The sequence below is a fragment of the Janthinobacterium foliorum genome (assembly GCF_978021625.1).
This window is the reverse complement of sequence record NZ_CDXDQE010000002.1, coordinates 364,454-386,247: the sequence shown is the minus strand read 5'-3', so window position 1 is coordinate 386,247 and position 21,794 is coordinate 364,454. Positions and strand designations below refer to the sequence as shown.

At 60.6% G+C, this 21,794-nt stretch carries 22 protein-coding genes; 10 read left to right on the top strand and 12 right to left on the bottom strand.

Annotated elements, in window-relative coordinates; genetic code table 11:
- Nucleotides 1–23: 23 nt before the first annotated feature.
- From ACZ92H_RS06165 to ACZ92H_RS06155, 3 genes are all read right to left on the bottom strand, one after another.
- On the bottom strand, nucleotides 24–356 hold the full coding sequence (locus ACZ92H_RS06165; RefSeq protein ID WP_131373073.1) for a hypothetical protein: 333 nt from the start codon (nucleotides 354–356) through the stop codon (nucleotides 24–26).
- 57 nt (nucleotides 357–413) lie between these two features.
- Nucleotides 414–752: a hypothetical protein gene (locus tag ACZ92H_RS06160; RefSeq protein ID WP_465048699.1), complete on the bottom strand. Its 339-nt coding sequence runs from the start codon at nucleotides 750–752 to the stop codon at nucleotides 414–416.
- 206 nt (nucleotides 753–958) lie between these two features.
- The gene (locus ACZ92H_RS06155) at nucleotides 959–1,267 is read right to left on the bottom strand and encodes a hypothetical protein (RefSeq protein WP_131373075.1); all 309 of its coding nucleotides are present in this window, start codon (nucleotides 1,265–1,267) and stop codon (nucleotides 959–961) included.
- Nucleotides 1,268–1,479: 212 nt separating this feature from the next.
- On the opposite strand from ACZ92H_RS06155, the gene ligD reads away from it, so the two are divergent.
- The 3 genes from ligD to ACZ92H_RS06140 are packed head-to-tail and all read left to right on the top strand — an operon-like array spanning nucleotide 1,480 to nucleotide 5,482.
- Nucleotides 1,480–4,005: a DNA ligase D gene (ligD, locus tag ACZ92H_RS06150; protein WP_465048698.1), complete on the top strand. Its 2,526-nt coding sequence runs from the start codon at nucleotides 1,480–1,482 to the stop codon at nucleotides 4,003–4,005.
- A gap of 57 nt (nucleotides 4,006–4,062) precedes the next feature.
- The gene (locus tag ACZ92H_RS06145) at nucleotides 4,063–4,545 is read left to right on the top strand and encodes an RrF2 family transcriptional regulator (RefSeq protein ID WP_131373077.1); all 483 of its coding nucleotides are present in this window, start codon (nucleotides 4,063–4,065) and stop codon (nucleotides 4,543–4,545) included.
- A 10-nt stretch (nucleotides 4,546–4,555) separates the two neighbouring features.
- The gene (locus ACZ92H_RS06140) at nucleotides 4,556–5,482 is read left to right on the top strand and encodes an NAD(P)/FAD-dependent oxidoreductase (RefSeq protein ID WP_465048697.1); all 927 of its coding nucleotides are present in this window, start codon (nucleotides 4,556–4,558) and stop codon (nucleotides 5,480–5,482) included.
- Between the two features lie 2 nt (nucleotides 5,483–5,484).
- On the opposite strand, the gene ku is transcribed toward ACZ92H_RS06140, so the two are convergent.
- Together ku and ACZ92H_RS06130 are read right to left on the bottom strand one after the other, a co-directional pair.
- Nucleotides 5,485–6,384: a non-homologous end joining protein Ku gene (ku, locus tag ACZ92H_RS06135; protein ID WP_465048696.1), complete on the bottom strand. Its 900-nt coding sequence runs from the start codon at nucleotides 6,382–6,384 to the stop codon at nucleotides 5,485–5,487.
- A 3-nt stretch (nucleotides 6,385–6,387) separates the two neighbouring features.
- Nucleotides 6,388–7,377, bottom strand: a complete 990-nt coding sequence (locus ACZ92H_RS06130; RefSeq protein ID WP_465048695.1) for an SDR family oxidoreductase — start codon at nucleotides 7,375–7,377, stop codon at nucleotides 6,388–6,390.
- Between the two features lie 127 nt (nucleotides 7,378–7,504).
- Here ACZ92H_RS06130 and ACZ92H_RS06125 point away from each other — a divergent pair, with 127 nt between their 5' ends.
- The 6 genes from ACZ92H_RS06125 (at nucleotide 7,505) to ACZ92H_RS06100 (ending at nucleotide 10,963) form a co-directional block, all read left to right on the top strand.
- Nucleotides 7,505–8,074, top strand: coding sequence for a TetR/AcrR family transcriptional regulator (locus tag ACZ92H_RS06125; RefSeq protein ID WP_465048694.1), 570 nt, complete (start codon nucleotides 7,505–7,507; stop codon nucleotides 8,072–8,074).
- A gap of 67 nt (nucleotides 8,075–8,141) precedes the next feature.
- On the top strand, nucleotides 8,142–9,782 hold the full coding sequence (locus tag ACZ92H_RS06120) for a SulP family inorganic anion transporter (RefSeq protein ID WP_131373082.1): 1,641 nt from the start codon (nucleotides 8,142–8,144) through the stop codon (nucleotides 9,780–9,782).
- Entirely contained in the window at nucleotides 9,779–10,168 is a 390-nt protein-coding gene (locus ACZ92H_RS06115; RefSeq protein ID WP_465048693.1) for an Imm1 family immunity protein, read from the top strand. Before ACZ92H_RS06120 ends, ACZ92H_RS06115 begins: the two co-directional genes overlap by 4 nt.
- Nucleotide 10,169: 1 nt before the next feature.
- On the top strand, nucleotides 10,170–10,430 hold the full coding sequence (locus tag ACZ92H_RS06110; RefSeq protein WP_131373084.1) for a hypothetical protein: 261 nt from the start codon (nucleotides 10,170–10,172) through the stop codon (nucleotides 10,428–10,430).
- Nucleotides 10,420–10,797, top strand: coding sequence for a DUF2750 domain-containing protein (locus tag ACZ92H_RS06105; protein ID WP_465048692.1), 378 nt, complete (start codon nucleotides 10,420–10,422; stop codon nucleotides 10,795–10,797). Before ACZ92H_RS06110 ends, ACZ92H_RS06105 begins: the two co-directional genes overlap by 11 nt.
- On the top strand, nucleotides 10,790–10,963 hold the full coding sequence (locus ACZ92H_RS06100; RefSeq protein WP_465048691.1) for a hypothetical protein: 174 nt from the start codon (nucleotides 10,790–10,792) through the stop codon (nucleotides 10,961–10,963). The genes ACZ92H_RS06105 and ACZ92H_RS06100 overlap by 8 nt, the downstream gene beginning before the upstream one ends.
- Nucleotides 10,964–10,967: 4 nt before the next feature.
- Here the strand turns inward: ACZ92H_RS06100 and ACZ92H_RS06095 are convergent, their stop codons facing one another.
- From ACZ92H_RS06095 to tssF, 7 genes are all read right to left on the bottom strand, one after another.
- Entirely contained in the window at nucleotides 10,968–11,447 is a 480-nt protein-coding gene (locus ACZ92H_RS06095; RefSeq protein ID WP_465048690.1) for a GNAT family N-acetyltransferase, read from the bottom strand.
- Between the two features lie 70 nt (nucleotides 11,448–11,517).
- Nucleotides 11,518–12,642: a T6SS immunity protein Tli4 family protein gene (locus ACZ92H_RS06090; RefSeq protein ID WP_465048689.1), complete on the bottom strand. Its 1,125-nt coding sequence runs from the start codon at nucleotides 12,640–12,642 to the stop codon at nucleotides 11,518–11,520.
- 2 nt (nucleotides 12,643–12,644) lie between these two features.
- Nucleotides 12,645–14,504 (bottom strand): esterase/lipase family protein, encoded by a 1,860-nt coding sequence (locus ACZ92H_RS06085; RefSeq protein WP_465048688.1) that lies wholly within the window; start codon nucleotides 14,502–14,504, stop codon nucleotides 12,645–12,647.
- Nucleotides 14,501–17,095, bottom strand: coding sequence for a type VI secretion system Vgr family protein (locus ACZ92H_RS06080; protein WP_465048687.1), 2,595 nt, complete (start codon nucleotides 17,093–17,095; stop codon nucleotides 14,501–14,503). The genes ACZ92H_RS06085 and ACZ92H_RS06080 overlap by 4 nt, the downstream gene beginning before the upstream one ends.
- Before the next feature lie 12 nt (nucleotides 17,096–17,107).
- Nucleotides 17,108–17,362, bottom strand: coding sequence for a PAAR domain-containing protein (locus tag ACZ92H_RS06075; protein ID WP_465048854.1), 255 nt, complete (start codon nucleotides 17,360–17,362; stop codon nucleotides 17,108–17,110).
- A 29-nt stretch (nucleotides 17,363–17,391) separates the two neighbouring features.
- Nucleotides 17,392–18,417, bottom strand: a complete 1,026-nt coding sequence (gene tssG, locus ACZ92H_RS06070; RefSeq protein WP_465048686.1) for a type VI secretion system baseplate subunit TssG — start codon at nucleotides 18,415–18,417, stop codon at nucleotides 17,392–17,394.
- Nucleotides 18,381–20,186, bottom strand: coding sequence for a type VI secretion system baseplate subunit TssF (gene tssF, locus ACZ92H_RS06065; protein WP_465048685.1), 1,806 nt, complete (start codon nucleotides 20,184–20,186; stop codon nucleotides 18,381–18,383). Before tssF ends, tssG begins: the two co-directional genes overlap by 37 nt.
- Nucleotides 20,187–20,424: 238 nt before the next feature.
- Here tssF and tssK point away from each other — a divergent pair, with 238 nt between their 5' ends.
- The gene (gene tssK / locus ACZ92H_RS06060) at nucleotides 20,425–21,771 is read left to right on the top strand and encodes a type VI secretion system baseplate subunit TssK (RefSeq protein WP_465048684.1); all 1,347 of its coding nucleotides are present in this window, start codon (nucleotides 20,425–20,427) and stop codon (nucleotides 21,769–21,771) included.
- Nucleotides 21,772–21,794 lie beyond the last annotated feature (23 nt).

Below are 21,794 nucleotides of genomic sequence, written 5' to 3'. Positions count from 1 at the left end.
CCTTTTTTTTGGCGCGTAAGGAATTACTTCGCTGGCGTTGCTGGAATGGCTTCCGCCGCTTTCGCTTCGTCCGCTTTCAGCTTGGCCTTGTGCGCCTTGTGGTGGGCCTTGGCCTTGCTCACTTTCGCGTCGGCCTTGGCGCTGGCCACGTCGGCTTTCGCATCGGCGGCGACAAGCGCTTCTTTCGCATCGGCTTTCACGACGGCCTTGGTTTCCTTGGCGTCAGCCTTGGCCACGGCCTTGGTGTGGGCCGCTTCCGCCTTGGCGGGTACGGCTGCTGCCGGAGCGGCAGGGGTTTGGGCGAAGGCTGCGGTAGCGAACAGGCCGGCGATCAGGGTAGCGATGACTTTTTTCATGATGTAATCCTTGGTCCGAATGTGAGTAGTAAGGTGGGCTTGTGGCGGCAGGTGCGATTACTTGGCTGCGGCAGGCGCGGCTTCAGCCGTGGCCGAGGCCAGTTTTTCGTCGGCCTTGGCCTTGGCTTTCCTGGCTTTGTGATGCGCCTTGGCCTTGGTGGCGGTGGCTTCCGTTTTCGCGCTGGCCACGTCCGTTTTCGCGGCAACAACAGCCTTGGCTTCTTTCGCATCGGCTTTGACGACGGCTTGCGCTTCCTTGGCATCCGCTTTCACGACGGCCTTGGTGTGGGCCGCTTCCACTTTGGCAGGCACTGCTGCTGCCGGGGCGGCTGGGGTTTGGGCGAAGGCTGCGGTGGCGAACAGGCCGGCGATCAGGGTAACAATTGCTTTTTTCATGGTGCAGTCCTCGGTGGTGGTTTGTCTGGTGTGCCGGGATGATTCCCGTGTCACTGAGCATAAAACGCGGCCCGGGAAGATACAGTTGACCTCGTTTACACTTTCTTACAATCACCTGTTTTATGTGCTGTTGCAGTGTGATGCGCGCATGAAAATGCAAAAAGACAGCCGAAGCTGTCTTTTTGCGTGGGGCGAAATGCGGCGGATTACTTGGCTGCCGCGGTCGCTTCAGCTTTGTCTTCGGCGGCCTTGGCCTTGGCTTTTTTTGCCTTGTGATGGGCTTTGGCCTTGGTCGCTGCGGCGTCAGCCTTGGCGCTGGCGACATCGGCTTTGGCATCTGCGGCAACGGCTGCTTCTTTCGCGTCGGCTTTTACGACAGCTTTGGTTTCCTTGGCTTCTGCTTTAGCCACTTCCTTGGTGTGCTTCGCTTCGGCCTTGGCAGGCACGGCTGGCGTTTGAGCAAAGGCTGCGGTAGCGAACAAGCCGGCGATCAGAGTAGCGATTACTTTTTTCATGGTGCAGTTCCTCGAGAAGTGGGTTGTAGTTCAGGAGATGCATTTCCCCTGTCACTGAGGCAAAAACGCGCCGTACGACAATAGCGTTGACAGGGTTTTCAAGTAATTACAAACACTTACATTTGCCCGGGCGGTCGCTCTGTTAGCTGGCGTACCGCGCCGGCAGCCCTGGCGGCCTAGACTCGGTGCCATCCTTACTGCATGGGTTCGCCATGAAAGCCGCCTTGAAAATGTACCGGTCCAAGCGCAATTTCGCCGTCACGCCCGAACCGGCCGGCGGCGACGAGGCGCAGGGCGATATGCTGACGTTCGTCATCCAGAAGCACTGGGCCAGCCGCCTGCACTACGATTTTCGCCTGGAACTGGACGGCACGATGAAAAGCTGGGCCGTGCCGAAAGGCCCCAGCTACGATACCCATGACAAGCGCATGGCGGTGCAGGTGGAAGATCATCCGATCGCGTATTCCAGCTTTGAAGGCACGATTCCTGAAAAACAGTATGGCGCAGGCAAGGTCATCATCTGGGACAGGGGCACGTGGCAGCCACAGGCAGCCACGCCCGATGCGCGCAAGGCCCTGGCGGCGGGCGAACTGAAATTCACCTTGCACGGACACAAGATGCATGGCAAGTGGGTGCTGGTGCGCATGAAGGGCAAGGGCGACAAGCGCAGCGAAAAGCAGCCGGCCTGGCTGCTGATCAAGGAAAAGGACGAATATGCCCGGCCGGCGCTGGAATTTTCCGTCGTCGACGAATTCCCCGACAGCGTGAAGGACAAGGCCATGCCCCGGCGCAGGAAGCGCGATGATACGGCAACAGCGGCGGCAACAGCGGCGGCAACAGCGCCGGCGGCGCCGGCGGCAAAGCTGCCCGCCACCTTGTCGCCGCAATTGGCCACCCTGGCCGAGGCGCCGCCAGCCGATGCGCAGGACTGGATCTTTGAACTGAAATTCGACGGCTACCGCATCCTGGCACGCTGCGATGGCGAACAGGTCGCCCTGTTCACGCGCAATGGCAATGACTGGACGCACAAGCTGCCGACGCTGCATGCCGCCTTGCATAAGCTGGGCTTGCCACCGGGCTGGTATGACGGCGAAATCGTCGTCAACGGCGCCGATGGCCGGCCCGACTTCGGTGCCTTGCAGCGCGCGTTCGAGGCGGAAACGACGAGCGAGATCACATACTATCTGTTCGACGTGGCGTATTTCGACGGCCACGATCTGCGCCGCCAGCCTGTCGAGGCGCGTCGCGCGCTGCTGCAGCAGCTGTTGCTCAGCCTGCCAACGTCGCCGCTCGTGCGTTTCAGCGACGCGCTCGATGCGGGGCCGCGGCAATTGCTGGCCCACGCCTGCAAGCTGGGGCTGGAAGGAGTGATCGGCAAGCGGCGCGGCGCGCCGTATGTATCGCGCCGCTCCGGCGACTGGATCAAGCTCAAGTGCGGGCAGCGCCAGGAATTCGTCATTGGCGGCTACACGGCGCCGCAGGGCGCGCGCGAAGGCCTCGGTTCCCTGTTGCTGGGCATCTATGATGACGAGGGGCAATTGCGCTATGCGGGCAATGTCGGCAGCGGCTTTGACGATGCCGCATTGCGCGATTTGCGGCGCCGCCTCGATGCGCTCGCCATCGATGCCAGTCCGTTCACGGGCAAGGCGGGCGGGGTGCGCCAGCCCCTGTGGGTCAAGCCGCAGCTGGTGGCGGAAGTGAGTTTTGCGCAGTGGACCAGCGGCGGTTCCATCCGCCATGCGGTGTTTCTTGGCTTGCGCCTGGATAAGAAAGCCGGCGCCATCGTGCGCGAGCGGGCGCAGCCCGTCATCAAGGAGAAAGCCATGCACGACAAAGGGGAGCCGGACAAGGTCTTGCCGGCCAGTTTCAAGGTCAGCCATGCGGAGCGGGTGATCGACAGGGACAGCGGCGCGAGGAAGATCGACCTGGTGCGCTATTACGCGCTGGTGGGCAAGCTGATGCTCGTGCATCTGCGCGGGCGGCCCGTCTCGCTGGTGCGCGCGCCGGCCGGCGTCGGCGGCGAGCTGTTTTTCCAGAAACATGCGGATACAGGCAAAATGCCGGGCGTCCGGCAGCTCGATGCGCGCCTCGACCCCGAACATCCGCCCATGCTGGAAGTGGCCACCGCGCAAGGCTTGCTGTCGGCCGCGCAATGGAATGTGGTGGAATTCCATACGCAAAACGCACTGGCCAGCGCCTATGACACGCCGAACCGCCTGGTGTTCGACCTGGACCCGGGCAAGGGCGTGGACTGGCCTGCCATCCGGGAGGCGGCCGTGCTGCTGCGCGCCTTTTTGACGGAGCTGGGCCTGCCCGCCTGGCTGAAAACCAGCGGCGGCAAGGGCTTGCACGTGGTCGTGCCGATCCGCCCCAAGCATGACTGGGATACGGTGAAGGCGTTTTCGCAAGCCATCGTGGCCCACATGGCCCAGCTGATACCGCAGCGTTTCGTCGTGAAAAGCGGGCCGGCGAACCGGGTAGGCAAGATTTTCATCGACTACCTGCGCAATGGGCGCGGCGCCACCACCGTGTGCGCATGGTCGGCCCGCACGCGCTCGGGACTGGGCATTTCCGTGCCGCTGGATTGGGATGAGCTGGACAAGCTGAAGGCGGGCGACCAATGGAATGTCGGCAATGTGCACAGTCGTCTCGACGTGGGCAATGCGCCATGGGCCGGTTATGCGCGCAGCGCGAAGGGCATCGATGCGGCCATGAAAAAACTGGACTTCCCTGGGTAGATAGACCGCATACGCAGTTTACTTGCGTTTGCATTTATTTGTAACTATACTTGTTACATGAAAACGCCCAGCCGACTCTCCACCGTCCTGCACGGCCTGCTGCACATGGCCGGGCAGGTGGAACCCATGACTTCCGACACCCTGGCGCAATGCCTGCACACGAATCCCGTCGTGGTGCGGCGCACGATGGCCAGCCTGCGCCATGCGGGCCTCGTGCAATCGGTGCGCGGCCATGGGGGCGGCTGGTCGCTGGCGCGGCCCCTGTCCGCCATCAGCCTGCGCGATGTGTATGCGGCCCTGCAGGAAAGCGTGACGCTAAAGGTCGACATCGGCGCACGCATCGGCGAACCCCACGCGCAATGCCTGGTGGAGCGGGCCGTCACGCGCGTGCTGGCCGACGTTTACCGCGAGGCCGAAGCCATGCTGGTGGCGCGCCTGGGCGAGATCAGCCTGCAAGCCTTGCTGCTCGATATAGGCGATGGCGCGCCTTTCATCGCCGGCGGCCTGCCGCCGCTTCCCCCTATCCGTAGCCATCCTTGAGGACTACTCCATGTTTGATGTCATCATCATCGGCGGCAGCTTTGCCGGCCTGTCGGCCGCGCTGCAACTGGCGCGCACGCGCCGTCCCATCGCCGTCATTGACGCCGGCATGCCACGCAACCGTTTTGCCGCCCGCGCGCACGGCGTGCTGGCGCAGGACGGCAAGTCCGGCAGCGCCATCCTGGCCGAGGCGCGCGCGCAGCTGGCCGCATATCCGAACGTGAGCCAGCTGACGGGCACGGTGCGCCAGGCCACGCCGGGTTCTTCCGGCAAGCTTGCCTTCAGCGTCAGCCTCGACGATGGCCAGCTCATCGCAGGCCGCCGCCTCATCCTGGCCACGGGCGTGCGCGACGTCTTGCCCCAGCTGCCAGGCGTGGCCGAACGCTGGGGACAGACGGTGCTGCATTGCCCGTATTGCCACGGCTATGAAATTGGCGGCGGCCCCATCGGCGTGCTGGGCCGCTTGCCCGCCTCCGTGCACCAGGCCAGCTTGATTGCCGACTGGGGCGACGTGACCTTGTTTACGGCAGGCATGCCGCCGCTCGATGATGACGCGTTGCAATTGCTGGCACGGCGCAACGTGGCGCTGGAAAGCACGGCCGTCATGGCTGTTGAGGGAAATGCTCCCGCGCTCAGCGGCGCGCGCCTGGCCGATGGCCGCTTGCTGCCCCTGCGCGCGCTGTTCCTGGCCGCCCCCGTGCAGCAGGCCAGTGCGCTGGCGCAGCAGCTGGGCTGCGTGCTGGAAGAGGGCATGATGGGACCCATCGTGCAAGTCGATGCCATGAAGATGACGTCCGTGCCCGGCGTGCATGCGGCCGGCGATGCGGCGCGCGCCATGGCCAATATCACGTTCGCCATGGCCGATGGCGTGATGGCGGCCGTGGGCGCCCACCATGCGCTGATCATGGAGGACGGGCAGGCGTCACACCGGGCATGAAGTCAGGCAGCCTTGCGGCGTGGTGCCGCGGCTTTGCGCGCAGCCGGCTTGGCCGCAGTCGTTGAGCTTGCCTTGGCAGTACTCTTGCGCGGCGCGGCAGCGGGCGCCTTCTTGCCCAGGCTTTGCTGCAGCAGGGCCACCAGGTCGATCACGTTGCTGCTGCGCTCCTCTTCCGGCTCGGGCGCGGGCGGGGTAATCGTCTTGGTCTGTTTCGCCTTGATTTTCCTTTTCACCAGCGCCAGCACGTCTTCGCGGTAGCTGTCGTGATACTGCTCCGGTTTCCACGCTTCGCTCATGCCCTCCACGAGAGACAGGGCCATCTTGAGTTCCTTGTCACTGATGCCGGCCGCCTTCAGGGTGCTGCCCGGTAAATCGAGGTCGTCCGTGGCACGCAGCTCGTCGGCAAAGCGCAGGGTATTGAGCACGATGGCGTCGCCTATGCAGACGAGCGCGCACAGATGCTGCTTGGTGCGCATGACAACCGTGGCGATGCCCACTTTGTTCGCCTTGCGCAAGGTTTCGCGCAGCAGCGCATAGACCTTTTCGCCGCCCTTGGCGGGCAGCAAATAATATGGGTGCTCGTAAAACGTCAGCGGCACGTCCGCCGCGTCGACAAAGGTCGATATGTCGATCGTTTGCGTGGCTTTCACGTTGGCCTGCTTCAAGTCTTCCTCGGACAGCACCACGTATTCATCCGTCTTGTATTCGTAGCCCTTGATGATGTCGTCCCACTCGACATCCTTGCCCGTCTGCTTGTTGTAGCGCTTGTAGCCGATGGGCGCGAAGTCGCGCCGGTCCAGCATGGACAGATCCAGTTCATGGTCGAGACTGGCCGAAATCAGCTCGACGGGGATGTGCACGAGGCCGAAGCTGATGGCGCCTTTCCAGAGTGCCCGCGCCATCGCTTATTCTCCCACGCTGCCGGTGACGGGCAGGACGATGCCGCTGATGTAGCTGGAACAGGCGGGCGAGGCGAGAAAGACGTAGGCGGGCGACAATTCCTCGGGCTGGGCCGGGCGGCGCATGTCCGTGTCCGCGCCGAATGTCCGGATTTCTTCCGGCGATTTGTCGGCCGGGTTGAGCGGCGTCCACACGGGGCCGGGTGCGATGGCGTTCACGCGGATGCCTTTTTCCAGCAAGTTGCCGGCCAGCGCCATGGTAAACGCGTGGATGGCGCCCTTGGTGGTGGAATAGTCGAGCAAGTGCTTCGAGCCTTGCAAGCCCGTCACGGAACCCGTGTTGATGATGGATGCGCCCCGCTGCAAATGGGGCAGTACGGCCTTTGCCATGTGGAAATAGCCGTAGACATTGGTTTTCATGGTCAGGTCGAAGCGCTCCTCGCTCAGGTCGAGCAGGGATGCCGCGTGTTCCTGGAAGGCGGCGTTGTTTACCAGCACGTCGATGTGGTTGAATTTGGCCATTACCTGGCTGACGGCTTCCTGGCAAAAGCGCTGTTCGCGCACGTCGCCGGGAATCAATAAACAGCTCTGGCCTTCCGCTTCCACGTAGCGCTTGGTTTCGTTGGCGTCTTCGTGTTCGTTCAAATAGATGATGGCGACATCGGCCCCTTCGCGGGCATACAGCACGGCCACGGCGCGGCCGATGCCCGAGTCGCCGCCCGTGATGATGGCCACCATGCCGGCCAGCTTGCCGCTGCCGCAATAGTCGGGCGCCAGGAAGCGGGGTTTCAGCTGCATCTGCGCCTCGATGCCGGGCTTGTCCAGGTGCTGGGCGGGCAGGGGCGTGCCCGGCTGGCTGCGGTTGCCCGTCTGCACGGGCTGGCGGCTTTGCTGCTCGGCGGGCTTGGCGGCATCGCGCTGCTTATCGCGCTGATCCTGCTCATGCTGGATGCTGCGCTGCAGGTTACCGGCGGATTGGTCCTTGTTTTCGTTCATGCTGGCCTCCTGGGAAACGATAATCCAGTATCGGCCCGGCAGGGGCGCCATACGGTGCGCTTGTTAACAGAGTGGCGCAATCCCGTGCAAAGTTATATGATGGTTGACATTAATGTGGGAGGCCAGCATGAAGGTAAGCAGAGAGCAGGCGGCGCTGAACCGCGAGCGCATCGTCGAAACGGCGGCCAGGCTGTTCCGCGAAAAGGGCTATGACGGCATCGGCGTGGCCGACCTGATGAAGAGCGCGGGTCTCACGCACGGCGGTTTCTATGGGCATTTTGCCTCGAAGGAAGACCTGATGGTCGAGGCCTGCCAGCATGCGCTGGAGAAATCGCTGGAAGGCTGGCGGACGAAGATCGCGCAGGCCCCGCAGCAGGCGCTGCCGGCCATCGTCGACAGCTACCTGACCGCCCGGCATCGCGACCAGCCCGGCACGGGCTGCCCGGCGGCGGCCATGGGCGTCGACGTGGCGCGCATGTCGCCCGGCGCGCGCCCCGCCTTCACGCAAGCCACGCAGCAGCAGTTCGCCATGCTGCAGGAGTTGATGCCCGATGACGCGCCGGAACGGCGGCGCCAGCAGGCGATCGCCACCTTTTCCGCCATGGTGGGGGCCATGGTGCTGGCCCGCTCCATCGACGACGAAGCCCTGTCGCAAGAAATCCTCGACGCCGTGAAGGCGCAATTGCTGCAAGACTGAGTGCGTGCCCCCTGTCAGCCGGCCTCGTCGCATGATAGGCTTCGGTTTTCAGATTTTGGGATCGATCATGCTGCTCTGGCTCAGGCAATACCGGCGTCCTCTGTTGGCCGGGGACATCACTGCCGGTATCGTTGTCGCCATGATGATGGTGCCGCAAGGCATGGCTTACGCCCTGGTGGCGGGCTTGCCGCCCGTGGTCGGCATCTACGCCAGCATCTTGCCGCCCGTGCTGTACGCCTTGTTCGGCAGCAGCATGACGCAGTCGGTCGGACCCATGGCCATCGTCTCGCTGATGACGGCCGCCGCCCTGGCGCCGCTGGCCGACCCCGGCTCTTCCCTGTATATCGTCCTGGCTGCCCAGCTGGCCTTCATCAGCGGCCTCGTCCTGCTGCTGTGCGGCGTGCTGCGCCTGGGCTTCATGGCCAGTTTCCTCTCGCGCCCTGTGATCAGCGGTTTCAGCAATGGTGCGGCGATCCTGATCATCTGGGGCCAGATCACCCCCTTGCTGGGCGCCACCTGGCCCCACTGGCACACGCCCAGCCTCGTGTTGGGGGTGTCCAGCCTGCTGTTCCTGTGGCTGGCGAAACGCTATCTGTCGGGTCTGCTGCAGCGCTGCGGCCTGAACAAGGTAGCCGCCGACGTGGGCGCGCGCCTGGCGCCGATGGCGCTGGTGATTGCGGGCATCGTGCTGGTCACGTATTGCGGCCTGGACAGCATGGGCGTGCAAACGACGGGCCACGTGCCCAGCGGCTTGCCCGGCCTGAACCTGGCCACCTCCAGTGCCCATTGGCGAACGCTGCTGTCGCCAGCGCTGTTGATCGCCTTCATCATCTTTCTGATGAGCATGTCCGCCGCGCAGACCCTGGCGCAAAAGCGCGGCGAAAAGCTGCACACCAACCGCGAACTGCTGGGCCTGGGCGCGGCCAATGTGGCCAGCGCCCTGTCGGGCGGCTTTCCCGTGACCGGTTCCATATCGCGCTCGGCCGTCAATTTCCAGGCGGGCGCAAATACCCCCTTGGCCAGCATCATCACGGCAAGCTTGCTGGCGCTGGCGCTGGTGGCGCCCACGGGCTGGCTGGCCCTGCTGCCGCTGCCCGTGCTGGCGGCCACCATCATCTTTGCCGTGGCCAGCCTGCTGGACTGGGATACCTTGAAGCTGTCGTGGCGCTACGACCGCAGCGATGCGCTGGCCCTGCTGGCGACGACGGCCGGCGTGCTGGTGCTGGGCGTGGAAGCGGGCGTGGTGATCGGCGTGCTGCTGTCGATGGGCACCCTGATCTGGCGCGCCAGCCGCCCCCACATCGCCGTGCTGGGGCGTATACCGAATAGTGAGCACTTCCGTAACGTGGAGCGCTACGAGGCGAAAACCTTGCCGGACGTCTTGTTGCTGCGCATCGACGCGGGCCTGTTCTTCGGCAATGTCGAAGCCGTCACCGAGCGGGTGGAAGAAGAGTTGCGCGGCCATCCGACGGCGCGCCACCTGGTGCTGGTCTTGTCGGCCGTTAACCAGATCGACAGCACGGCCTTGCTGGGCTTGATTGAGCTCAACAGCACCCTGGCCAAGCGCGGCATCAGCCTGAACCTGGCCGAAGTGAAAGGCCCCGTAATGGACCGCTTGCGCCAGAGCAGCCTGCTGCAAGACCTGAGCGGCAAGCTGTACCTGAGCACGGCACTGGCGACGACCGACCTGAGTGGAGAAAAGGCATGACGATGGAACTGAATCTGCACGGCGAGCCCCGTGTGGTGGACAGCATCCCCGCGCTGGAGCAGGCGCTGCTGGAAGCGCGCGCCCTGGCGCAATGCGAGCTGTGGCTGACCATGGCCGAGGATGCCGCACAGGGCGCGGCCCTGTGCATGCTGCGCAATGGCGGCAACGCCTGGCTGATGTACCTGTCGGGACAGGATGACGTGAGTTTTCATTCGCTCGGTGACGAGGAGGCGGAGGGCGCGTGCAGCTACTTGCTGAGCAATGGCCAGGTGGATGAATATCCGGAAGCCTGGTGCGTGGATGTGGAACAGTGCCAGCGGGCTTTGCTCGCCTTTTTCAGGACGGGCGGCGCGCGGCCTGCCGGCATCGAATGGGAAGCGGATTGAGATGCCGCCAACCATCATCGCCGGCATCGACAGCGAACTGCGCGCTGCGCTGGACGCCAGGGCGGGTCTGCTCGCGCTGCGCGCCATCCTGCTGCGCTACCAGGCCTGCGGCGTGACGGCGGCGCAAGTGGCCGGCTTGCTGCACGACATGCGCGCGGCCACGCAGGATGAGGCGCTGGAAGACGTCATACTGGACGCCCTCGACATGGTGACGGGCTGGTGCGGGCCGGAATTACGGGTATGGGACGACCATGCATCCTGAAAAGGTCAAACAGGTGGCAGGCTTGCCGTCCGCCGAACGGTACGGCTACTTCGTGCGTCAGGCGGCCGATACGCAGCAAGTGTGGGGATTGTACCAAGCGGGCTGGGCCACGGCGCAGGTGGACGGGCGGGTCGCCATCCCGTTCTGGCCGGAAGCGGCATTCGCGCAAGCGTGCGCCAGCGGCGACTGGGCCGGCTACCAGCCGCGCCCCATCGCGCTCGGTGATTTCCTGCAAAAATGGCTGCCCGGCATGCGGGGCAACGGCGAGCTGGCTTTCGTATTCGCCGTGCCGCAAGGCAGTGCCAGCGTCGCGGCGCCCTACGATTTGCTGGCGGACTTGCAGCAGGAGGCAGAAGCGTATGAGTAATCAAGAAGAACGCCTGGACGCCTGGTATGACGGCTCGGCCATCTGCCTGATCGCCGTGGGCGCCAACGGCGATCCGCTGGACTTGGGCGACGACGAAGTGCGCGCCCTGATCGCCAGGCTGCAGCGATGCCTGGCAGAGTCCGAAGCGGGCGCGGTGCCCGACTGAAGGCTCAGGCGGGCGTCAACTCCTTTTCCATCGCCACGCTGGCCAGGCTGATGCCGCTGGGGTGGGCATATGCTTCCTCGCGCAAGGCCACGAATCCTGCCGCCCGGTAAAACGGCACGGCATTGAGCGAGGCCGATAATCGCAGGCGGCCGATGCCGCGCTGTCGCGCCAACTGCTCCAGCGCCGCCAGCAGCCGCTTGCCGGTCCCCAGCCCCGCCTGCGCGGGATCGACAAAGACGGCATCGACTTCCTGTTTCTCCGCATCGAGCATGGCATAGCCGGCGATGGCCGCGCCATGCATGGCCACGATGCCGCCACCGTCGGCCAGCATGGCGACATACGATGGCGGCACGGGCGAAGCCGTCCACGCGGCAATCTGCTCGGGCTCATAATGCGTGGCGCAGCTGACGCGCACGGCTACGGTGCGCAGGGCCCACAGGGCGGCTATGTCCAAGGGCAGGGCGGGGCGCAGGGTGACGGGCATGGAAGCTTTCGGGCAAAAGGCCATGCTAGCGCAACAGCTGGCAGGGCGCAAGCAGAGGCTAGTCCAGCCGTCACTGCGCCGGCTTGTCCGGATCGATATAGTAGGACCCCGGCGGGGCGCCCGGCACTTTCACCCGAAACTTCAGGCCGGAGAGCAGCTTGTCCCACAAGGCGATGGCTTCGTCGTCCGTCAGCGACGATGCGTCGGCGGCGCCGACCATGTTATGGGCGACTTTGGTGTACATCTTGACTTCCAATACTGACGGATTGGCGATGTCCTTTGGTTTGCCCACCAATGCCCATTCAAAATCATGCACGCCATCGGTACGCCGTATCAACGACTCTTCTCCATGCCAGTGTTGCACGTCGCGCTTGCCTTCACGCAACAAGGTGCGTCTGGGATAGTTCTTTCCTTGTCTTTTCTTGGCTATATCAATACGTCCCAATAGAGATAACTCAGTGCGCATTTCTTCATACAATTCACTTGAATAATCCATATATGCATTTTTATTTGAACTTATTGAAAATGTGACGTCAGGAAAGCTGGGAAAGTGCAGGCCTGCACTAACTATTTCTTGCTCATCATAGCTATTTTCACTAATGAATCCGTAAGAAATGCAATTTCCCGGTTCGGCAGGTATGTCAGATTCTTCACGTAATCGCAAACTATTGGCGCGAACTATTTGTCGAGCGGCGGTGTCTGCTTTTGTTGTTCCTTCACGGGTGGAATCCCCTATGGTAAATGTGATATTTCCTCTAGTAAGATATGTATTGAAAAATGCATTGCCTGTCTCCTTGGTGTATTTGTCAGAAAAATACTGAAGCTGCCAACTGTCTTCAATTGGGGAAGTTCCGCTGTATATAATTTCAGAAGTGGGGTTATTGAGTTTTATTCGTTCAATATCGTCTAAGACTTGTTTGTCTCTTCCCGCGAAGCCATCGGTTCTTATGTCAATCGTCGATGGTAATGATGTTTCCCCAAAAATCAATTCTGTCTCTTGCGGTATAAGAATGGCATAACGTCCAAAACATGCCAGTTTCGTTTTGAGAAAGAGAAGTTCAAGACGTTTAGTAAGAGGGACGTTTTCTGACACGGAATTCTCCTCGATTGCACTTCGTGCATTGAAAGGCTGAAGTAATCCAAATACTGCAATGGTAGTGAAGAGAAATAATATTTTTCGTTTTTGACTAAGCATGATTAAGTCCACTGTGCGGTTTTTGCGATTTTTATGATGGAATACAACATTGAAGAAAGTACATTGGGATTTGAATAGCTGTCTTGGTGACCATAATCAGTTCCATCCTTCATCCCATGAATAAATAGCCTTTCCTTGTTGAAACATTTTTCTAAGTTTTTTGACGGGACTGTGTCATCTCCAGCGGCATTGGCTGGCATTAGCTTCAACCGTAGTTTTTGAGATTCATTTTGAACAATAAGCTCATTTTTTGCGTTGTCTACTTTTAGTATCCATTTTTCGGGAGAAAGTGACTTGATTTTTTCTTTGGTATAAGGGAGTTCGTTGTTAAGCCCATCGATTACTTTGAATGTGACATTGCCATAGCTTAAGCGTTTCGGCGACGCGCAGTAGCTTGCGTAAGTAAGAGAATGGAAGGTATTTTTCATGGATTCTAAAAATTCAAATGCGTTTTTAAGTCTGCGATTCACTTCCATCAAACCACCGCCATTCTTTTCTTCTATTTTGGCCGGATTTATCCATTCCGGATTTATCAGCCGCCACCACGCATGGGGTGGCTGTAAATAGATGGCATCCAATGCTGTAGCGCCCTCGCGCGGCCAGCTCCACAGTTCCTTGTCTTGCTGATCCACCACCCTGAGCCACTTTTCACCGTAGACGACGCCAGGCATCATCTCCAGCGGTGCCGGGGCATTCGCCAGAATGGCGGTAGCATGGATACCATTTATGCCAAGTACCTCTGCTTCGTATTCACCCGCAGTAGTGTTTTTCTCCTGAAAGCCGAAGCGCATGCGTTTATATGCTCCGGCGGCGCCAATGGCCGGCATTACACTGTGATAAATGCCAAGTATTGTCAGGTCATTATCATTGACTATTTTTCCATAGTCGGGGTGTATCAAGGCGCGGGCTAACAGGCCACCCATGCTGTGCGTGACCAGAATGACTTCATGACATTTGAAGCCGCGCTCACGATAATTTTTGACCAAGGCTCTTAGGCGTCTGGCAATGGTCACGGCAGTGGCGCCATTGCTCTGCACAAAGTTGTAACCCATCGCGTGAACTGGATACCAGCATGCCGCGATTTTTTTCAAGTCTTCTTCAGTGATGGGATTGCCTGACACGCCACCAAACGAAGAAGGGTCTTTCATCACCGACGCACCCAAGCCACTTGTCCCGCGCCAGACTGGATGCAATTTACCGCCCAACACGATATTGTTCATGTGTTTTTCAGTGTGTTGGAGCATGGAGCCATAAGCTCCATCGAACAGTACTTCGCTCCAGCCGCGCCATCGCGCCACCTGCGCTGGGGTGGCGAACGCCTGCGGCTTGCCTTGTACAGGACGATTGCCGGGGGTAATTTTGTTCGAGCCCATCAATGGTGGTATGGCGGTCAAGCTATCGGGAACATTTTGATGGCGTATATCGGATGCCATTGTTTCTGGTCCCTCCGCATCAAAACGATCCTTGTTCTCTGTGTAATGGTAATACTCGACTTCAGTTTCGTTGGGATCAAACACCAACTGACGTTGTTGAGGCGTAGCCTCTCTGAACCATCCGCCCAAACCAGTTCCGGCTGCAACGTCTGTCATTCCTCCGACCCCCATCAAGTCGTCCGGTCGCCACGCTCGATTGTCCGGGCGCTCCAATCGTTTTTGCCGCGCCCTGGACATACGTAAATTACTCCCCATGACGCCTGGTAAAAAAATGATCGGTATTACCTTCCCCGGTGGTTTTGCTACCTCATGGCGCGCCGTATCGCTGTTCCTCGTCATATACACGGCATACTCTGCTGCACCACCTACATTCTGTGAGAAATTTCCTCGGTGATTGCCGCGTTTGTTCAGTTCATTGTTATCGCTCACGGCTGTTCTCCCTTGTAGCGAATGATGTAGCTGTCCATGCCGGTAGATTTTTGTAGTTGCGTGGAACCGTCTTCCGCGCTTTTGCCGGCCACGTTACCGTCATCGCGCAGGATTTCAAAAGCTATGCCAGCGGCCGGCGTATCGTCGGTATTTACCAGCAAGACCTCCTGATCAAAACTGCTATGCGGCCTGTCATTAAATTCCTGCGACACGCTCTTCGGTGCCAGGGTTTCCAGGTTGCCGTTGAAGAGCACGGGCGAGGAGGTGAAGAATTGCACCTTGTCGCTGATTTCCAGCATGTGGTTGGCGCCGTGCAGGCGTACACCTTTCTTGCCCTTGATGTTGACCCAGTCCGCTTCGCTGATCAGCGACAGTACTTTTTGGGCGAGGATTTCCACCTCGTCGCTGTGGGCCTGGATGGATACCTTGCCGCTGGCCGCGATCAGTTTCATGCCGGCCTTGTGCACGAACAGGCTGAAGGTCTTGGCGATGCTGGCAAAGATGCTGTCGCCGCTGGCGAGTGAAATATGCTTGCTGCTGGTGAGCGCCACGTGTTCGCTGGCGGCCAGGTGGAGCGACTGGGCCGTGCTCAGTTCGATACCGGCCGGGCTGGCCAGCAGCAAATGCGGTTCGGACAACTCCGGGAAGTCGCCGCTGGCCCCCTTGATGGCGGCGTTTTGCCGCTCGATGGCATCGGCGACGGCGCCTTGCTGGCCGGCGCTGTCTTGCGCGCCCGCATCAACGGCCATGCTGGCCAGCCCTTGCTGCAACTGGCGGGCGTGCGCAAGGCGGGCCTGTGTTTCGTCCAGTTGCTTGACCGTACCTGCGCCGGCTGGCGTTTCGGTGGTGAGCAGCATGCCTTTGCTTGCCCGCACGGCGCCCCAGGCATTGCTGGCTAATTCAAAACCTTCTCCTCGTGCTTCCTTGCGTCCGGCGTTGTCGTCGATGCGCGTGATGTTGCCCAATGACAGGCGGCTATCCTGATGTTCGCTGCGCAGCTGCGCCTGGATCGCCCCCTTGCTATCGTCGAGCACGAGATGGTTGGCGTTGCGGGTGCCCAGTTCGCGGCTGCGCACGCCGGACAGGGCGCGCTGCTGCGGCAGCTGCCAGGGCGGCGGATTGGCGCTGTTGTAGAGCACGCCGATGACGACAGGATGGTCGATGTTGCCGTCCTGGAATTGCACGACGACTTCCTGCCCCACGCGCGGCAAGGCGATGTGTCCCATTTGCGGGCCCGCCATCGGCATCATGACTCTGATCCATGGCGAGCTGCGCTCATCGAACTCGCCCAGGCGGTCCCAGTGAAATTGCAGGCGGATGCGGCCCAAGGCATCGGTATGGATTTCCTCGCCGGCAGGGCCGACCACGAGCGCCGTTTGCACGCCAGCCATGATGCACGGCGTGCTGTTGTAGCTGCGCCCGGGGCGCCAGCGGATGTCGCGGCGCACGCAAAGCAAATTGTTCTCGTAATGCGAGGGAGCGCCGGGGCCAGCCTGATAGTTATTGCAGGCAATGTGTTCGACCGAGATGATCAGATACTCGCGTTCGCTGATACGCTCCGGGCGGTCCTGGCCTGGCTGGTAGCGCTTTTCTTCGCCGCTGAAATGTCCGTCGAGCCGGAAGCACAGGCCCGGCTGGACACTGCGGTGATTGCCGGCAGCGTCGAAATACTGGCGCAGATGGTCGCTTTCTTCCATGCGGCGCTGCGCCAGGGATTGCCCGTCATCACTGTCTTTGTAGCCATATGCGCCCGTGTTCTCATATAGCTCGTGGGCAAACACATCGCCCTGCCGATTCAGGGAGTAGCCGCTGGCAAGCCTTGGCTGGGGGCTTTTGTAATCGAAACTTGCCAACGTCAACTGGCCGGAGCCAAGGCGCCGCACCGCCTGCCACTGTTTCAGGCCATCGTCTTCCATGGAGCCTGATTCGGAATGGAAATTGATGGCGCCGTCTCCGGATGCCGTGGCGATCAGTTCGGCCAACGTGCTGTTGTCCCCCAGCCAAAGCGTATGGCCATCGGCGTGGTGTTCGTACCAGTAATGCCAGCCCAGTGCTTCCCAGCGCCGGTGCAGGTGGTTGTAATCGGTTTCATTGTGCTGGTTGGCGCATGTGATCTGCGGATCGTCGCCGTGCAGGCTGGTTTTCCAGTCGCGCTGTTCGTAATGGGCGAATGTCGTTTCGGTCAGCTGCATCACGCTTTGGCCGTGAAAGGACACATTGTCCTGGCGCAGCCTGGCGAAGGCCAGCCACGGCTGCAGCACCATTTTGTACCAGGCGAAGCCGCCATCGGCGCGCAGCAGGCAGAATTCGCCCACATAGCCGTTGAAATGGCGCAGCGTGCCATCGTCGCGCACCATGGAAATGGTGACCATGCGGCCCATCATGGCCTTGAGGGCGATATGCGCATCGTCGGACAGCAATTCGGCTTCGAAACGGAAGTCGCGCGAGATTTCCTCTCTGGCCTTCAGCGAATTGACCAGCAGGATGGCGCCAGGCGGGCCGTCCTCATGGGGAAAGTCGATCCGCAGCAGGCGCCGCTCCTGTGCGGCGAGGTCGAAGGCGGACAAGGCCGCCTGGATGCTTGCATGCATGGACTGCCTCCGCTACAGCGACGTGATAAGGCGGGCGCCACAGGCGGTCGCATCGCCGTCATAGGCGTACGGTTTGCCCATGTGCCTTGCGCCGGCGCCATCAGGCGTGATCGGGAAGTTTCCTTTGCACTTGGGGCAGAAGGTCGTGTCATCGGCCAGCGCCGCCGTCTTGCCCATGACCGTGGTGCCGGACGATGCACTGGTGACCTTGCCGCCGTGGTCGGTTGCGTCGCCGAGCCGGATGACACCGCGCCCCTCGTGTTTCATGAGTGCCTCGCTTTCGTTGTAGGGTGTGTTCAAGACAGCTTCAGCAGGTAACGCACTTCGGCGTTGCGTACCATGCCGTATGCGGTTGGCAGAAAGGTCGTCCAGCCCAGGCGGCTTCTTTCTGCCGGTCGGGAGCACAGGAGCAGGGGAGCGATGCATGCCGGACTCAATATCAGCCGCACCTCAAATTGCAAATCCGGTACGCCAAACAGCGCCAGCATTTTTGCCAGTGCCGCTGCACCTGCGCTGCGAGGCAGGAAACGTTGCATCCCGGCTAGATCCAGCGGTCCGATATGGAGACAAACGCGCAGGTCATGGCGCCACAATCGCAGGCCCAGGGTTGCGCCACGCGAAAGGGTAAAATTGCTGCTGCCAAGCAGGCTGAGGCGGTTTTTTTTCAGATAATCCCAACTGCCAATAAACTGCTCCAAGGTGACTGGCACGCCGCAATATTCAGTCAGCGCGCGCGCGATCGCTTGCGCGCTGACGGGGCGACAGCGCAGCAGGCCCGCATACCAGGCGGCGGCGTCCTGTGTCACGCAGCCAGGCCCGCCATGCGACGGCAGCGCATTGCGCTGCACGCCAGCGAGCGCCAGCAGCAAAGGCAATTGCGCATCTTTTGCCTGGGTCTCGCTTGGTGATTCAAGGCGGTACTTTTCCCACGCCAGGAAAAACAGCGCCACCATGCGTTGCGAGAAAATATCCAGGAAAGCCGAGACGCCGGCGTCCTTGGTCGACAGGCGATAAGCGGCGATGCGTTCCGAGTAATGCAGGGGCAAGGTGCCGCTGACGCCCAGAAAACCCATGAAATTGGGTACCAGGGCTATCTGTTCGTTTTCTTCCAGCGACAGCCGTTCGATTTCACTGGCCGGAAAACTCAGCGACAAGCTGTTCTTGAACCGCAGCACCTGACTGAACGCCTGTGTCCGAGTCATATTCTGCTGGCGTAAGCAGCACAGCAGAATACGCACCGCCTGCACGAATTGATAGCGGTATGGTTCTGCCAGCAAATGCCGGACTACACCAGATTCTGCAGTCCGCTTCTTGGTTTGCATCGGATCAGCTCCTCTCCGCTTTGCAGTGACAGCACTACCAGTTCGATGAAACTGTTGATTTGCACGTACAAGCCAAGGAAGTGATCGATGACCTGGACAAACAAGTGCATGCCGCTGCCGACAAACGCTGCTTCGTCAAGTGTGATGCGTACTTCCACGCCATGCGCCAGGGACGTGCCGCGCCTGTGCCGCAGCCATGTGGTGGTGGCTGAATGCGCCAGCGCGACGATGCCGTTGATCTGGCGTTGCGAGGTCGCCGATTGGGACAAGTCATACAGCGTCAGCATTTCGCGTAGCGCTGGCAGGCCCTCCTGGACCAGCGCATGATGGTTCAGCGCCAAGTGGGAGATCAAGCGCCAGTGCAGGCCTGCCCCAGGTGAAAAGCGCCGTGGCTGGCTCGGGCGTCGCAGCAGTTGCAGTGCTGGTCCGCCGCCGGACGGTTGCAAGTCTCCCTGCGGCTGGCCATACTTGAGCGCAAGCGGGAGATCCCGGTTGCTGCAAGTGAGCGACAGCGACAAGCTGGCCTTCTCATTGATCAGGGGATTGAAGTCGCTGTCGACCAGCGTCATCCTCTTTTCATGGCCCGGGCTGTTGATGGCGAGGTGAGTGTCGTGTCGCATGACCCAGTAGTGGCCACGTTGCGCCGCGCCCTCGCCATGGCGCAGGCAGTACAGCGGCCGGAATTCGGTGAGCGTGCTGTCGCCACCGCGTTGGCGCAGCATGCGGACGGCATCGACGGTGACCACTTCATAGCCATGCGCGTGGGTAGCATGGGCCAGCACCGAGTAGTCGGTTTTCTGCCGCGTGACGGCGATCGGCACGCCTTCCTGGCGGAACAGATTGACTGCCGGACTGCAGCCTAGCTTGAAATTGTCACTGGAAAGGCTGGACAACATGCGTGCTGCATCGGAATCGGGGCGCATGCCCGCCATGCACAGATGCAGGCTGACGCTCGTGCAGCCAGGCGGCAGCGCATTGCCCAGCGCAACGATATCGATATCAAAGAAATTGAATTTTTCTGGATAGGCAAAGTATTCACCGAGGATGCGGTAGGCGGCTTGCGAACGTGCGCCGAAAGGCAGCAAGGCATCGGCATCGGCGAAGCCGGCTGGAGCCAATGGCACCGCGGCCAACGCAGACCATTGCGCCGCGTCGGTAGAAACAAAGGCGCAGACGGTACGCATGAACAGGGCATCGCGCAGCGTAGCCGAAAATGAAGGTTCGCCATCGATGAACACGCGCAGTGACGCAGGCGCGGCGTCGACATGCCGGATGCCGATGGTCAGCGAGGACGTCACTGACGCCGGCAGGCGTAGCCCCGGTGGCGCCTGGATCATTGCATCGAACGTCGCATTGTCCAGTGTCGATGCTCCAGTTGTAATGTCATACACCGTCTTGAAGCGGCAGCGCACGCCGCGCACTGGCGGGGAGTCCATTTCGCTGCCGGACGGCAGGTGCATTACTCCGGTGCCCGGGGCCGGCACCGGCTGGCGCACGATGGTGCAGGAGGGAAAAGGGCGCAGGTAATGGGGGAACAGGGCTTCGAACAAGGCTTCGGTAAATTGCGGATAGTCGTCATCGAGCCTTTTCGAGATGCGTGCCGCCAGCATGGCGACCGATTCGATCAAATGTTCGACGTGCGGATCCTCGCAGGACTCGCCAGACATTTGCAGTTTGCCGGCGATCCGCGGATAGCGTTCCGAGAATTCCTGGCAATGACGCCGCAGCATCACCAGTTCGCGTTCGAAATAAGGCAGCAAGTCTTCCATTTTTATTTTTCCCCGCCACACGACCTGGCGTCGTACCCTGCGGGCGCGTCGTGTCGGGACGGGGAAACCTCCTGAACGTGTGTGCTGCGGAATGGCCAGTATCCGAGCGTTTTCCCAGAGGTAAATTGCGTTTGCGCAAATAATTGAACAGGGTTGTTGCGCAGCATCAAGAGCTTTCAGGCTGGCAATATCAGACTGGCACGACAGCAAGATCCCAATGTTTACCATGGAGAGCGCAATGACTTTGCCCGCAAAATTACTGTGGTCGGAGGGCCTGGCCATCGGTCCCCAGCAATTCCAGCAACTGGACCGCTATCACGAAGCCCGTCTGCAACGCCTGGTCTCACTGATCAATCCGCATTTGTGGGGCGTGCATGCCGTGAGCTGGAATATGGATGCGCTGGCGAACAACAGCTTGCGCGCGGACGCCATGTCACTCGTCTTTCAGGATGGCGAGATCTGTGAAGCGCCGCTCAGCGATGTATTGCCCAGCGCGGTAGACTTGAGCAAGCTGCCTTCCGGCGAACATAGCTTTACCTTTTATGCCGCGCTGCCCGCCATGCAGGCGCATGGCGGCAATGTGAGTACAGCGGGCGCACGCTATGTTCAGACGGATATTGAAACGCCTGATTTATACAGTGAAGCGGTCAGCATAGACGTCGCCTATTTGAAAAAACGTGTGTACCTGCTGTCGCAACTGGACCCGCTGCATGACTATCTGGCGATTCCGCTGGTGCGGGTGTATCGCAGCGGCAACGGCAGTTTTGATATCGACACTTCCTTCATTCCCCCAGGCCTGACCATCAGCGCGGAACCGGCGCTGCAGAAAATGCTCGATTCGCTGATCGAACGCATGGGGGCGAAAATCGAGGCGCTGTACAGCCGGCACCGTCAGCCCGGCAAGAATACGGTGGAGTTTCATGGCGGTGATGCCTCCTCGTTCTGGATGCTCAACACCTTGAATACCGCCAGTGCCGCGCTCAGTCACTGCGCCAGCTATCGGCGCCACCATCCCGTGTATTTGTTTGAAAAGTTGATGGCACTGGCCGGCGGCTTGATGACGTTCTCGAAAAAATACGCGCTGAGCGACTTGCCTGCATATCGGCATGAAGACCCGGCCCCGGGTTTTGGCAAGCTCGATGGCATCATTCGCGACCTGATCGATACCGTGCTGTTATCGCGTTACTTCCCGATTGCCTTGTCCAATGATGCGCAAAAAAATACTCACTACCATGCTGCGCTGGACGGCACGCGCATCGACCGTCAAACCGAACTTTGTCTGGCGGTGAATGCGGACATTCCTGCACTGGAACTGGTCGCCACGGTGCCGTTGCAATTCAAGATTTCGTCGCCAGACAATATCGAACTCCTGCTGGGGAGGGCGCTGCCCGGTGTCGAATTGCGGCATATGGCACAGGTGCCGGCGGAAGTGCCGGTGCGTCCGAATACTTATTACTTCTCGATTGAAAACAAGGGCAGCATGTATGAGGCAATGATCAAGGCTCAGGCAATCGCGATTTATGTGCCGTCCGGAATAAAGGGATTGAAGCTGGAATTGTTCGGCATCAGCAGCACCGCCGAGTAGCCATGACTCGCGCTTTACGCTGA

Excerpts from the sequence above, each read along its gene's own strand:
- ACZ92H_RS06105 (WP_465048692.1), top strand. The coding sequence starts at position 10,420 with ATGCATCCTGAAAAGGTCAAACAGGTGGCAGGCTTGCCGTCCGCCGAA.
- ACZ92H_RS06095 (WP_465048690.1), bottom strand. The coding sequence starts at position 11,447 with ATGCCCGTCACCCTGCGCCCCGCCCTGCCCTTGGACATAGCCGCCCTG.
- tssF (WP_465048685.1), bottom strand. The coding sequence starts at position 20,186 with ATGGAAGACTTGCTGCCTTATTTCGAACGCGAACTGGTGATGCTGCGG.
- ACZ92H_RS06115 (WP_465048693.1), top strand. The coding sequence starts at position 9,779 with ATGACGATGGAACTGAATCTGCACGGCGAGCCCCGTGTGGTGGACAGC.
- ACZ92H_RS06110 (WP_131373084.1), top strand. The coding sequence starts at position 10,170 with ATGCCGCCAACCATCATCGCCGGCATCGACAGCGAACTGCGCGCTGCG.
- ACZ92H_RS06120 (WP_131373082.1), top strand. The coding sequence starts at position 8,142 with ATGCTGCTCTGGCTCAGGCAATACCGGCGTCCTCTGTTGGCCGGGGAC.
- ACZ92H_RS06130 (WP_465048695.1), bottom strand. The coding sequence starts at position 7,377 with ATGAACGAAAACAAGGACCAATCCGCCGGTAACCTGCAGCGCAGCATC.
- ACZ92H_RS06080 (WP_465048687.1), bottom strand. The coding sequence starts at position 17,095 with ATGCATGCAAGCATCCAGGCGGCCTTGTCCGCCTTCGACCTCGCCGCA.
- ACZ92H_RS06075 (WP_465048854.1), bottom strand. The coding sequence starts at position 17,362 with ATGAAACACGAGGGGCGCGGTGTCATCCGGCTCGGCGACGCAACCGAC.
- ACZ92H_RS06160 (WP_465048699.1), bottom strand. The coding sequence starts at position 752 with ATGAAAAAAGCAATTGTTACCCTGATCGCCGGCCTGTTCGCCACCGCA.
- tssG (WP_465048686.1), bottom strand. The coding sequence starts at position 18,417 with ATGCAAACCAAGAAGCGGACTGCAGAATCTGGTGTAGTCCGGCATTTG.
- ku (WP_465048696.1), bottom strand. The coding sequence starts at position 6,384 with ATGGCGCGGGCACTCTGGAAAGGCGCCATCAGCTTCGGCCTCGTGCAC.
- ACZ92H_RS06165 (WP_131373073.1), bottom strand. The coding sequence starts at position 356 with ATGAAAAAAGTCATCGCTACCCTGATCGCCGGCCTGTTCGCTACCGCA.
- ACZ92H_RS06155 (WP_131373075.1), bottom strand. The coding sequence starts at position 1,267 with ATGAAAAAAGTAATCGCTACTCTGATCGCCGGCTTGTTCGCTACCGCA.
- ACZ92H_RS06090 (WP_465048689.1), bottom strand. The coding sequence starts at position 12,642 with ATGCTTAGTCAAAAACGAAAAATATTATTTCTCTTCACTACCATTGCA.
- ligD (WP_465048698.1), top strand. The coding sequence starts at position 1,480 with ATGAAAGCCGCCTTGAAAATGTACCGGTCCAAGCGCAATTTCGCCGTC.
- ACZ92H_RS06125 (WP_465048694.1), top strand. The coding sequence starts at position 7,505 with ATGAAGGTAAGCAGAGAGCAGGCGGCGCTGAACCGCGAGCGCATCGTC.
- ACZ92H_RS06100 (WP_465048691.1), top strand. The coding sequence starts at position 10,790 with ATGAGTAATCAAGAAGAACGCCTGGACGCCTGGTATGACGGCTCGGCC.
- ACZ92H_RS06140 (WP_465048697.1), top strand. The coding sequence starts at position 4,556 with ATGTTTGATGTCATCATCATCGGCGGCAGCTTTGCCGGCCTGTCGGCC.
- ACZ92H_RS06145 (WP_131373077.1), top strand. The coding sequence starts at position 4,063 with ATGAAAACGCCCAGCCGACTCTCCACCGTCCTGCACGGCCTGCTGCAC.
- tssK (WP_465048684.1), top strand. The coding sequence starts at position 20,425 with ATGACTTTGCCCGCAAAATTACTGTGGTCGGAGGGCCTGGCCATCGGT.